Raw genomic sequence first — 10,270 nt, 5'->3', positions numbered from 1 at the left:
AGGGCGTGCCCGCCACCGCTGTCAGCGAGACCCCCTGTAACCGGTGGTGAGCTGGCTGCCGCGCCTGCGCCACTTCGGTTCCTTGTCGAGGGTGCTGCTCGTCAGACGGCGCAGAGAGCGCATCGTCGCGCCGTACCCCTTGACCACTGTGGTGGACAGCTTGCCGCCGGGCGGCTCGTCCATGAACGGCATGAACTTGTCCGGGAAGCCCGGCATAGTGCAGCCGATGCAGATGCCGCCGACGTTGGGGCAGCCGCCGATACCGTTCATCCAGCCGCGCTTGGGCACGTTGCACTTGACGACCGGCCCCCAGCAGCCGAGCTTGACGATGCACTTCTCCGATCCGTACTCCTCGGCGAAGTCACCCTCCTCGTAGTAGCCCGCGCGGTCGCACCCCTCGTGCACGGTCCGGCCGAACAGCCACGTCGGCCGCAGCGCGTCGTCCAGCGGGATCATCGGCGCCTGACCGGTGGCCTGGTACAGCAGGTAGGTGAGCGTCTCGGAGAGGTTGTCGGGCTGGATCGGGCACCCAGGGACGCAGACGATCGGCAGCCCCGCCTTGGACTTCCAGTCCCAGCCGAGGTAGTCGGGCACGCCCATGGCGCCGGTCGGGTTCCCCTCCATGGCGTGGATCCCGCCGTAGGTGGCGCAGGTGCCGACCGCGACGATGCCGAGCGCCTTGGGCGACAGTCGGTCGATCCACTCGTTGGTGGTGATGGGCTGCCCGGTGGCCGGGTCGTTGCCGAACCCGGACCAGTAGCCGTCACCGCTGACCGCCTCGTTCGGGATCGAGCCCTCCACCACGAGCACGAACGGTTCGAGCTCGCCGCGGTCCGCCTTGCGGAACCACTCGAGGAAGTCGTCGGCGCCGCCCTCGGGGCCGCACTCGAAGTCGATCAGCGGCCAGTGCATCGCGACGTTGGGCAGCCCCGGCAGGGCGCCGAGCGCGATCTCCTCGACACTGGGCTGGGTCGCGGCGGTCAGCGCGACGGAGTCGCCGTCGCAGCTCAGTCCCGCATTGATCCACAGCACGTGGATCGTGGTGTCCTCGGCCTTCTTCCTGGTCTCGCGCGCGGCCGCGGCCTTGGTGTCCGCTGGCATGGCGCCACCACCTCCGTGGGTTGCCGCCCGGGGCGGGCCCGGACGGGGCGACTCACTGTTCTGGCTGTGCCGGCCGCGTGGGGCCGGTCAGTGGGTGTCGTCGCGATGGCAAAACCTCCAGCGGCTGCGGCCCATCAGGCCTGGGCGTGGGCGACCGCGAGGCCGCCGTTGGTCAGTTCCAGCTGCCGGGCGGTCCGCCGCCGCAGCTGGATGAGTTGTCGGGGGGAGAGCGCGTCGCAGATCCAGTCCCAGTGCAGGGCGACCCGGTCGCCTACGCGGACGCGGGGGAGCAGGGATCGGCCTCCGCTGGCCCAGCGGGGGACTTCGGTGCGCGACGGGCCCAGGCCCAGCCGGGTGCCGTCCCAGGTGAGCGGTCGCGACCGCACGAGTGCGTGGTCACCGTCCACGGCCACGACGGTGCCCCACCGGATCCGGCACCGGTCGAGGACGGACAGGGCGGGCTGGCCGTCACCGGCCCCGAGCAGCCCGGTCCACGGGTAGACCTCGAACACGTGGTAGCCGTGGTGGGCGCGGGCCGCCCCCGCTGCTGCGTCCGACCCGGAGGGGCCGCCGGAGCCCGCGGACGGGTACTCCGGGGTGAGGCCGGAGAGGCGGGCACCGTACTGGTCGCCGAACCGCTCGGTCACCGCCCGCGCGAACTCCGCACCGCCCAACCGTTCCAGCAGCGGGTTGCCCAGCCAGTAGGCCTCCACCACGCGGTGGTCCAACGGGTCCGCGACCCCCGTTCCCCGGGCGAGCGTCTCCAGGTAGCACCAGGCGCCGTCGAACCGTTCGGCCAGACTCCTCAGGCCGTCCGCGGTGCTGTCCTCGGCGGCGTGCCGGGTCGCCGCCAACAGGGGGTCGGGGTCGGCTGGGCCGCAGTAGCCCAGCTCGTTCGGCGGGTAGGCGTAGCGCGCGAACATCGCCGCGCCGCTCTCCTTCGCGTGCACCGGGCCCCCTTCCTCCGCGGCCGGCGGCTGTCAGCAGATTCGGGGGAGTTGCTCCCCCACCGGCAGGTCCACCACCCTCGTGGCGCCCAGGCCGGTACGGCTCACCATCACGCCGGGGTGCTCGGCCACACACGTGCCGATCACCGCCGCCCGGCGCCCCAACTCGTGTCGGCGCATGGATTCCAGCACCTGGTCGGCGTCCTCGGCCGACACGATCGCCATCAGCTTGCCCTCGTTGGCCACGAACATCGGGTCCAGCCCCAGCAGCCCGCAGGCGTTGGCCACCGCGTCCGGGATCGGCAGCGCGTCCTCGGTGATCTCGATACCGACCTCGGAGGAGACCGCGATCTCGTTGACGGACGCGGCCAGGCCTCCCCGGGTCGGGTCGCGCATCACCCTGATGTCCGCGCCGGTCGCGATCATGTCGGCGACCATGCCGTTCAGCGCGGCGGTGTCGCTCTCCAGTGCGGTGCCGAACTCGATGCCCTCGCGCACGCTCATGACCGCGATGCCGTGCACCCCGATCTCCCCGCTGAGCAGGACGACGTCCCCGGGCCCGGCCCGGTCCGGACGGATGTCCACCCCGGGGTCGACGACCCCGACCCCCGCCGTGTTCACGAAGATCCCGTCACCGTGCCCGGACTCGACGACCTTGGTGTCACCGGTGACCAGCTGGACCCCGGCCCGGCGGGCGGCCTCGCCCATCGTGCTGGCGACCCGGTGCAGGTCCTCCAGGGGCGTGCCCTCCTCGAGGATGAACGCCGTGGACAGGAACAGCGGGCGCGCCCCGGACATGGCCAGGTCGTTCACGGTGCCGTTGACGGCCAGGTCCCCGATGTTGCCCCCGGGGAAGAACATCGGCCTGACCACGAACGAGTCGGTCGAGAACGCCACCCGCTGGTCGGCGACGGGCAGGACCGCCGAGTCGCCGAGGCCGTCCGCGGCGGCCTCGCCGTAACCGGGCAGGAACAGGTGGCGCACGAGCTCCCCGGAGAGCGCGCCGCCCGCGCCGTGCCCCATGGTGATGTGCGGAGCGTCGCGCAGCGGTGCCGGGCACACCCAGCCGTCGATCGTCGCGGCCCGCTCCTCGTCGCGCTCGGCGCCGAGCGCGGAGTTCTGCCGGGCGGATCCGTCGAGACCCGCCAACACGTCCTCGCTCATCGCGCCGCCCCCGCTTCCATGACGTCGAGCCTGCGGTACTGGTAGTACGCGGCGCAGGCGCCCTCCGAGGAGACCATGGTCGCGCCCAGCGGGTTGCGGGGCGTGCACTCCTTGCCGAAGGCCTCGCACTCGTGCGGTTTGATGAGCCCCTGGAGGACCTCGCCGGAGCGGCAGACGGTGGACTCCTCGGTGTGCATCCCCTCGACCTCGAAGCGGTACTCGGCGTCGAAGGGGCGGTACTTCTCCGCCAGGCGCCAGCCGCTCCGGGGGATCATCCCGATACCGCGCCAGGTGCGGTCGGTGACCTCGAAGACGTCCTCCAGCATCTCCCGCGCCGCCGGGTTGCCGTCCTCGTGCACGGCGCGCTGGTAGGCGTTCTCCACCTCGTACCTGCCGGACTCCAGTTGGATGACGGTCTTGCGGATCCCGTCCAGGATGTCCAGCGGCTCGAACCCGGTGACCACGATCGGCACCCGGTACCGCTCCGCCAGCGGCGGGTACTCCCTGGTGCCCATCACGCTGCACACGTGCCCGGCGGCCAGGAATCCCTGGACCCGGCAGGTGGGCGACTCCATGATCGCCGCGACGGCGGGCGGTACGAGCACGTGCGAGACCAGCAGGGAGAAGTTCGGGATGCCCAGCCGGTGGGCCTGGTAGACCGTCATCGCGTTGGCGGGCGCCGTGGTCTCGAAGCCGATGCCGAAGAAGACGACCTGGCGGTCGGGGTTCTGCTTGGCGATCTTCAGTGCGTCCAGCGGCGAGTAGACGAGGCGGACGTCGCCGCCCTCGCTCTTGATGCGGAAGAGGTCGCGTTCGCTGCCGGGCACGCGCAGCATGTCACCGAAGGAACAGAAGATCACGTCCTCCCGTGCCGCGATCTCCAACGCCTTGTCGATGATCTCCAGCGGGGTGACGCACACGGGGCAGCCGGGGCCGTGGATCATCTCGATCTCGTCCGGGAGGAGCTGGTCGATCCCGTGGCGGATGATGGAGTGCGTCTGCCCCCCGCACACCTCCATCATCGCCCACGGACGGGTGGTGACGCCTCGGATCTCGGCGAAGAGCTTGTGCGCCAGGTCCGGGTCGGAGAACTCGTCCAGGTACTTCATCGTTGCCTCGGAACCTCGACTCCGGCCTGGCGGGCGGCCTGGGCGAGCTGGTCCCCGAACTCCTCCTCGAGCAGTCCGAGTCCTTCGAAGTTCGCCATGGTCTCCAGTGCGGAGGCTTCGTCGAGTCGTTGGATCGCGAATCCGACGTGCACGATGACGTATTCGCCGAGGGACACATCGGGGATGTACTGAAGGCAGACGTCCTTCAGCGCTCCTCCGAAGTCGACCTCGGCCATGGGTGTGCCGTCCTCTTCGCGGAGTCGGATGACCTTGCCGGGTACGGCGAGGCACATGAGCGCCTCCTCGGGTTGTGTTCTGGGTCACAACAACCTCTTCCGAGTCTCCTTCCCCGCGCCTTGGGCGTCAATCGGCGGGCGTCCGCCCCAAGCGCAGGTCAGAGCCGCACGAATCCGGTGCGGGCGGTCGGCGGGGCCCGCCTGAAACGGTCCGTATCGCCGCGCACACGGGCTTCGCGTAGGGCCCGATACCGCCTCGTGCGCGACCCGGCCGGGCAGGGTCAATTCTTGGGAAAGCCCGCGCGCGCGGGCTTCCCCCGCATGGGATGATCGGCCGTATGACCGTCGAGCGCGAACGATCCGTGATCGAACCCGAGCGCGTCCGGTCCGCCTTGGGCGGCCTGGGCGACCACGCGGCCGTCCGGGAGTGGGCACAGCGCTACGCGGTGCTGGCCGACCCCTCCCGCCTCGCCCTGCTCGTGGCCGTCCACTACGCGCGGGAGATCTGCGTCTCCGACCTTGCGGTGGCGGTGGGAATGAGCGATACGGCCACCTCCCAGGCGCTGCGCCACCTGCGCGCGCACGGCCTGGTGGAGACCAGGCGCGCGGGCAAGCTCGTGCGCTACCGGCTGGCCGACGAGACGGTGCACGACCTCATCCATCTGGTGCGGCCGCACTCGGAGGTGCCGGAGTAGCCAGACCGTGGGGGGTCTCGAGACCGTGGGCGGCCATCAGCTCCCCGTCACCCATGACCTCGTGCGGAGCCCCGCTCGCCGTGACGCGGCCGTCGTAGACGACCGCCACCCGGTCGCACACCTCGAGGAGGAAGTGCAGGTCGTGTGACGCGATCAGCAGCGCCTGCTCGGCGGTGCCGAGGAACCGGATCAGCCGCCTGCGCGAACGCAGGTCCAGGCTCGCGGTGGGTTCGTCGTAGACGACCACGCGCGGGCGCAGCGCCAGCACCCCCGCGATGGAGACCATCCGCTTCTCCCCGCCGGACAGGTGGTGCGGGGCACGGTCGGCGAGCTCCAGGGTCCCGGTGAGCGTGAGCACTTCGGTGACCCGGGCGCGCACCTCCTCAGCCGACAGGCCCTGGTTGCGCGGGCCGAAGGCGACATCGTGCCACACGGACGGGGAGAAGAGCTGGTCGTCCGGGTTCTGGAAGACCACGCCGATGTCGGGGTGGAAGCCGCCGGGGAGCACCGGAGCGCCGAAGACCCGCACGGTCCCGGCGTCCGGCGCCAGAAGACCGCACGAGGCGAGGAAGAAGGTCGTCTTCCCGGCACCGTTGGGTCCGATCAGTCCGACCCGCTCTCCCGGTGCCACGCGCAGGTCCGTGCCCCGCAGCACCTCGGGGCCGTCCGGGTAGGTGAACCGCAGCCCGCACGCGTCGAGCGCCGCGGGGGTTTCAGGGACTCCGCTGTTCCGGTGCGGGCCGGTCGTGTTCAAAGCACCTCCCAGAGGATCAGTACGGCGGCGAGGAGCAGCGCCACCGCCAGGGCGGCGACGTCCCACGGCCCGGCGCGGAAACCGTGCCGGTGGCGCGGGGCCGCGCCGTGGCCGCGCAGGATCATGGCCCTGTGGACCCGGGCCGACTGGTCGTGGCCGCGCACCAGCAGGCTCCCGGTGAGCGAACCGACCGTGGCCAGGGTGTGCCGGTCGGGGCGGATCGGCCGGAATCCGCGCAGCCGGGTCGCCGTGCGCATCCGGCCCAGATCACCGCCCAGCTCGTACAGGTACCGGTAGGTCAACAGCATCATGTCGGTGAGGACGCTGGACAGGCGCAGGGCGCGCAGCGCGGTGACGGTCCGGAGCATCGGCGCCGTCGCGAACACCACCAGCCCGACCATGACTATGGCGGTGAACCGGCCCGCGACCAGCAGGGCGTCGAGGACCCCCTCCGTACGCACGGCGAACGGGCCCCACCGTGCCAGGACCGTCTCTCCGGAGACGAACGGCAGGACGAGCACCACCACGAGGATCAGCAGCCCCGGGTAGCGCAGGCGCCGGACCACGAAACCCAGCGGCAACCGGGCCAGGACCACCAGCCCGGCGGCGACCGCTACAAGGACGGGAACGAGCCGGGGATCGGTGACGAAGGCGCACGCGAGGACCAGGGAACCGAGCCCCACCAGCTTTAGCCGCGGGTCCCAGCGGTGCACCGGCGAGTCGAGGTCCGCGTAGCGGTCGATGGCGTGGTTCATCCCGACCACCCCGAGGGGCGGGGTCCGGAAGGCTGGACCCGCGGCTCCGGTTCGAGCAGCGACGGCCGCACCCGCAGCAGGAAGAGCACCACCACCGCGGTGACGGCGCCCTCGACTGCCCCGAGCGGGACGTGCGCGAGGACCAGCCCCACGATGGCCGCACGCTCGGTGGCGGCGTCGATGCTGGTCGGCACCGTGGTGACGAGCAGGGCGAAGAGGACCGCGGCCGCGGCCACCAGCCCCGTGAACCCGCCCAGGAACCCGAACAATCCCGTCCACAGCGGTCGCCGTGCGCCGGGGAGCCGGTCGCGCAGGCGGAAGAGGCCGAAGGCCAGCAGCGCGGGCAGACCCATCATCGCCGCGTTGACGCCCAGGCTGGTCAGCCCTCCGTGCCCGAACAGGACCGCCTGGAAGAACAGTCCGACCAGGATCGCGGGGAAGGCGAACCAGCCCAGCACGACCCCCAGGAGCCCGTTGAGGATCAGGTGCACGCTGACCGGTGGTACCGGCACGTGGATCCAGCCCAGGACGAGGAAGGCCGCGGTGAACATCGCCGCCTTGGGCAGGTAGGCGGTCGGATCGCCGCGCCGCCGGATCCGGCGCAGCGAGTACCAGGTGGCGGCTGCGGTGATCCCGAAACCGCCGATGAGTACGCTCGGCGGCAGGATCCCGTCCGGGATGTGCATCAGGCACGCTTCCGGCGGGCGAAGTACAGCGCCGTCATCACCAGGGCCCAGACGGCCAGCGCACCCATGACGGCCATCTGCAAGGGGCTGGCTTCGAGGGGACCGGCCCCGGAGGCGGTGTCACCACCGCCCGGGTCGCCCGGAGCGGCTTCGGGCTCGGGCACAGGTGCCGGTTGTTCATCGGGCCCGGGCGTCGGCAGCTCGTCGGGCTCGGCGAGCTCCACCTCCTCGGGCGGGGCGTCCTCCGCCACTTCGACGCGCACGGTGTCACCGTGCCCGGCCTGGCGGACCTCCACCTCCCAGATACCCGTCTCGTCGGGCTCGAACAGGAAGACCCCCTCGGCGTCGACGCTCCCGGTCATCCACGGATCCGAGTCATCCTCGGGGGAGTACACGCTCACCTGGGCGTCCGTCATCGGTTCACCGGTGTCGTAGTGGGCGTCGATCCGCACTGCGTCGGTCTGCTCCTCGTCGAGCACCACCCCGTGTGCGAGGGCCTGCGCGGGCCAGCCGAGCAGGAGGAGGGCCGCGCCTCCGGCGAGGGCCGCGTGTGTCCGCCGCGTCCTGTCCCGTCTCATGTCGCAACCTCCGGTGCGCGTCGGCGCGATGGAGAGAACGCGGGGGCGGGGGCGGACGCCTCTCACCTCATGATCTGATCAGACAAGACTAAATCGATCGGGCCGCGGAGTACAGGTGCGATTCCGGAGCGCGGGGCGTCAGGGGACGGGGAGCATCATCTCCGGCGCAGGGCGGAGACCGCGGTGGCCGCGGCGAAGACGAGCAGGAGCAGGCTCGCGGGGCCGAACACGGGTCGGGCCAGGTCGAGGAGGATATTGGCGCCGATGACCGGCGCGGTACCGATCATCCACCACAGGCCCGCCATCACCGCGACCGGCACCAGAATCAGGACCACGCCGCCCCAGCGCGGCGGGATGTGTCCGGCGGCCACGCCGCGGATCAGCAGCACCGCCAGCAACGGGACCAGGACGAGCGCGCCGACGCCCATCACGGCCTCGCCCCAGTGAGGCAGGGCGACCGGCTCGATCGCATACTCGGCCTCGCTGAGGCGGAAGCCCTCGGCGGCGGCCTCCTCCTCCGGCGGGGTACGGGTCACCCACCAGGTCGCGATCGCCGAAGCGGCCAGGAGAGCGCCCGCCTGCACCGCGGAGACGAGGCCGGAGCGGAGACCCGGGGGGGTACCGTACGAGAGGCCCGAGGACGAGCCCGAGGAGGGTTTCGGGGAACGGGGAGCCCGTGCGGTCAATGTGTCCATGCCTCCATGCTGGCGGCCCGAGACCGGTCACGCGTGAGTGCGGCTACTCATCTCCGGGCTCCATACTGCTCCCGTTCCCGTCCCCGGTGAGGATGTCCAGGGCGTGCTGGCGGTGGGCGGCGAACAGGGACAGCGCTGAATCGGTGTCGCCGGAGCGCAGAGCCCGCGCGAGTTCACGGTGCTCGCCGGGGATATGGGCTACGTAGTCCTGGGAACTGACCCGGACCCGGTTGACCAGGAAGAGCCACACTTGGCAGCGGATCGCCTGCCAGGCCTCCAAGAGGCGCCGGTGGCCGCTGGCGGCGTACACGGCGTCGTGGAAGGCGATGTCCAGGGAGACCAGCGTGTGGGCGTCCGCGGCTCGCTCCATGTTCTCGGCGGTCCGCTCGATCTCCGCGAGCACCGTTTCGTCGGCCGTGGCGACGGCCTCCCGTACCGCCAGCTGTTCCAGGGCGCCGCGCAGGCTGTCGAGTTCGGCGATGTCGTCGGCGGTCAGTTCGGTGACGGTGGCGCCGCGGTGCCAGGCGCTGCTGACCAGGCCTTCGACCTCCAGTCGCAGGAGCGCTTCGCGAACCGGTCCGCGGCTCACCTCCAGCGCCCGTGAGAGCTCGGACTCGCGCAGCTGGCCTCCGGGCGGGTAGGTCCCGTCGAAGACCGCCTCGCGGATGCGGTCGGCCACCTCGTCGGCCAGACCGCGGCGGCGGGCGGGGGCGACCTTGGGATGATCGCGGCTCATGGACACCTCTCCTTTGAACGTCCTAATGTTAACATTACGACAAGTGTCCGACCTCCTCTCTGAAAGGGTGCGCGATGACCGTTCTGGACTCTCCCATCCCGCGCTTCCACCTGGCCGTCCCGGTCGACGACCTGGCGGCAGCCCGCGGCTTCTACGGCGACGTGCTCGGCCTGTCCCAAGGGCGCAGCTCCGACAGCTGGATCGACTGGAACCTCGAGGGGCACCAGTTCGTGACCCACCTGGCCCCCGAGCGCCAGCGCCGCGTGCACAACCCCGTCGACGGCCACGACGTGCCGGTCCCGCACTTCGGCCTCATCCTCACGGTGGAGCGGTTCCAGAAGCTGGCCGAGCGCCTGCGCACGGCCGGCACCGAGTTCGTCATCGAGCCCTACGTGCGCTTCGAGGGTGAGCCCGGGGAGCAGTGGACCATGTTCCTGCTCGACCCGGCGGGCAACGCCCTGGAGTTCAAGGCCTTCGCCGACGACTCCCAGGTCTTCGCCACCTAGGGCGTGTTCGGTGGATGCTGCCCTTCGCGAGCGGCGCATCCAGTGGTGCTGGCACAAGGCCGAAGAAGGAGTCAGCCCGGGTTTGGCTGTCGACTGATGAGAACGCCGTGACAGTGCCGCTGGGGCGACGCGCAGCAGGGTATGTGTCCGCCGAACATGCCCTAGCTTGTCGTTTAACCTTGAGCCCGTGACCGGATACCGTCCTGGTCACGGGCTTCATCGTTTCCCGGACAGCACAACGGCCTTCGCGTGATCATGTGCTTCAACCACGAACACACGTGAACACAACGAAGGCCGTCACCTTGAGT

General features: G+C 71.0%; 13 protein-coding genes. 2 read left to right on the top strand and 11 right to left on the bottom strand.

The window, feature by feature from the left end; genetic code table 11:
• Nucleotides 1-21: 21 nt before the first annotated feature.
• From ACYVD1_RS05450 to ACYVD1_RS05430, 5 genes are all read right to left on the bottom strand, one after another.
• Nucleotides 22-1,101: an NADH-quinone oxidoreductase subunit B family protein gene (locus ACYVD1_RS05450; protein WP_460768630.1), complete on the bottom strand. Its 1,080-nt coding sequence runs from the start codon at nucleotides 1,099-1,101 to the stop codon at nucleotides 22-24.
• Nucleotides 1,102-1,235: 134 nt separating this feature from the next.
• On the bottom strand, nucleotides 1,236-2,051 hold the full coding sequence (locus tag ACYVD1_RS05445) for a DUF6390 family protein (protein ID WP_460768627.1): 816 nt from the start codon (nucleotides 2,049-2,051) through the stop codon (nucleotides 1,236-1,238).
• A 30-nt stretch (nucleotides 2,052-2,081) separates the two neighbouring features.
• On the bottom strand, nucleotides 2,082-3,212 hold the full coding sequence (gene hypE, locus ACYVD1_RS05440; RefSeq protein WP_460768625.1) for a hydrogenase expression/formation protein HypE: 1,131 nt from the start codon (nucleotides 3,210-3,212) through the stop codon (nucleotides 2,082-2,084).
• Entirely contained in the window at nucleotides 3,209-4,321 is a 1,113-nt protein-coding gene (gene hypD, locus ACYVD1_RS05435; RefSeq protein ID WP_460768621.1) for a hydrogenase formation protein HypD, read from the bottom strand. The genes hypE and hypD overlap by 4 nt, the downstream gene beginning before the upstream one ends.
• Entirely contained in the window at nucleotides 4,318-4,614 is a 297-nt protein-coding gene (locus ACYVD1_RS05430) for a HypC/HybG/HupF family hydrogenase formation chaperone (RefSeq protein ID WP_460768618.1), read from the bottom strand. Before ACYVD1_RS05430 ends, hypD begins: the two co-directional genes overlap by 4 nt.
• A gap of 281 nt (nucleotides 4,615-4,895) precedes the next feature.
• Between ACYVD1_RS05430 and ACYVD1_RS05425 the strand changes: the two genes are divergently transcribed.
• Nucleotides 4,896-5,252: an ArsR/SmtB family transcription factor gene (locus tag ACYVD1_RS05425; protein WP_460768614.1), complete on the top strand. Its 357-nt coding sequence runs from the start codon at nucleotides 4,896-4,898 to the stop codon at nucleotides 5,250-5,252.
• Here the strand turns inward: ACYVD1_RS05425 and ACYVD1_RS05420 are convergent.
• From ACYVD1_RS05420 to ACYVD1_RS05395, 6 genes are all read right to left on the bottom strand, one after another.
• Nucleotides 5,212-6,006, bottom strand: coding sequence for an energy-coupling factor ABC transporter ATP-binding protein (locus tag ACYVD1_RS05420; RefSeq protein WP_460768611.1), 795 nt, complete (start codon nucleotides 6,004-6,006; stop codon nucleotides 5,212-5,214). The genes ACYVD1_RS05425 and ACYVD1_RS05420 overlap by 41 nt on opposite strands.
• On the bottom strand, nucleotides 6,003-6,761 hold the full coding sequence (cbiQ, locus tag ACYVD1_RS05415; protein WP_460768608.1) for a cobalt ECF transporter T component CbiQ: 759 nt from the start codon (nucleotides 6,759-6,761) through the stop codon (nucleotides 6,003-6,005). Before cbiQ ends, ACYVD1_RS05420 begins: the two co-directional genes overlap by 4 nt.
• Entirely contained in the window at nucleotides 6,758-7,447 is a 690-nt protein-coding gene (gene cbiM, locus ACYVD1_RS05410) for a cobalt transporter CbiM (protein WP_460768604.1), read from the bottom strand. The genes cbiQ and cbiM overlap by 4 nt, the downstream gene beginning before the upstream one ends.
• The gene (locus ACYVD1_RS05405) at nucleotides 7,447-8,025 is read right to left on the bottom strand and encodes a hypothetical protein (protein ID WP_460768600.1); all 579 of its coding nucleotides are present in this window, start codon (nucleotides 8,023-8,025) and stop codon (nucleotides 7,447-7,449) included. Before ACYVD1_RS05405 ends, cbiM begins: the two co-directional genes overlap by 1 nt.
• A gap of 155 nt (nucleotides 8,026-8,180) precedes the next feature.
• Nucleotides 8,181-8,720, bottom strand: a complete 540-nt coding sequence (locus ACYVD1_RS05400; RefSeq protein ID WP_460768598.1) for a hypothetical protein — start codon at nucleotides 8,718-8,720, stop codon at nucleotides 8,181-8,183.
• A 43-nt stretch (nucleotides 8,721-8,763) separates the two neighbouring features.
• On the bottom strand, nucleotides 8,764-9,456 hold the full coding sequence (locus tag ACYVD1_RS05395) for a GntR family transcriptional regulator (protein WP_460768596.1): 693 nt from the start codon (nucleotides 9,454-9,456) through the stop codon (nucleotides 8,764-8,766).
• A 74-nt stretch (nucleotides 9,457-9,530) separates the two neighbouring features.
• On the opposite strand from ACYVD1_RS05395, the gene ACYVD1_RS05390 reads away from it, so the two are divergent.
• Nucleotides 9,531-9,962, top strand: coding sequence for a VOC family protein (locus ACYVD1_RS05390; RefSeq protein WP_460746707.1), 432 nt, complete (start codon nucleotides 9,531-9,533; stop codon nucleotides 9,960-9,962).
• Nucleotides 9,963-10,270 lie beyond the last annotated feature (308 nt).

The sequence above is a fragment of the Nocardiopsis nanhaiensis genome, from assembly GCF_054778635.1.
This window is presented reverse-complemented; position numbering and strand designations above follow the sequence as displayed.

What these genes read in the sequence shown, in the direction of transcription:
- hypD (WP_460768621.1), bottom strand. Translation starts at nt 4,321, where the DNA reads ATGAAGTACCTGGACGAGTTCTCCGACCCGGACCTGGCGCACAAGCTC.
- cbiQ (WP_460768608.1), bottom strand. Translation starts at nt 6,761, where the DNA reads ATGAACCACGCCATCGACCGCTACGCGGACCTCGACTCGCCGGTGCAC.
- cbiM (WP_460768604.1), bottom strand. Translation starts at nt 7,447, where the DNA reads ATGCACATCCCGGACGGGATCCTGCCGCCGAGCGTACTCATCGGCGGT.
- ACYVD1_RS05450 (WP_460768630.1), bottom strand. Translation starts at nt 1,101, where the DNA reads ATGCCAGCGGACACCAAGGCCGCGGCCGCGCGCGAGACCAGGAAGAAG.
- ACYVD1_RS05405 (WP_460768600.1), bottom strand. Translation starts at nt 8,025, where the DNA reads ATGAGACGGGACAGGACGCGGCGGACACACGCGGCCCTCGCCGGAGGC.
- ACYVD1_RS05390 (WP_460746707.1), top strand. Translation starts at nt 9,531, where the DNA reads ATGACCGTTCTGGACTCTCCCATCCCGCGCTTCCACCTGGCCGTCCCG.
- ACYVD1_RS05425 (WP_460768614.1), top strand. Translation starts at nt 4,896, where the DNA reads ATGACCGTCGAGCGCGAACGATCCGTGATCGAACCCGAGCGCGTCCGG.
- ACYVD1_RS05400 (WP_460768598.1), bottom strand. Translation starts at nt 8,720, where the DNA reads ATGGACACATTGACCGCACGGGCTCCCCGTTCCCCGAAACCCTCCTCG.
- ACYVD1_RS05430 (WP_460768618.1), bottom strand. Translation starts at nt 4,614, where the DNA reads ATGTGCCTCGCCGTACCCGGCAAGGTCATCCGACTCCGCGAAGAGGAC.
- hypE (WP_460768625.1), bottom strand. Translation starts at nt 3,212, where the DNA reads ATGAGCGAGGACGTGTTGGCGGGTCTCGACGGATCCGCCCGGCAGAAC.
- ACYVD1_RS05395 (WP_460768596.1), bottom strand. Translation starts at nt 9,456, where the DNA reads ATGAGCCGCGATCATCCCAAGGTCGCCCCCGCCCGCCGCCGCGGTCTG.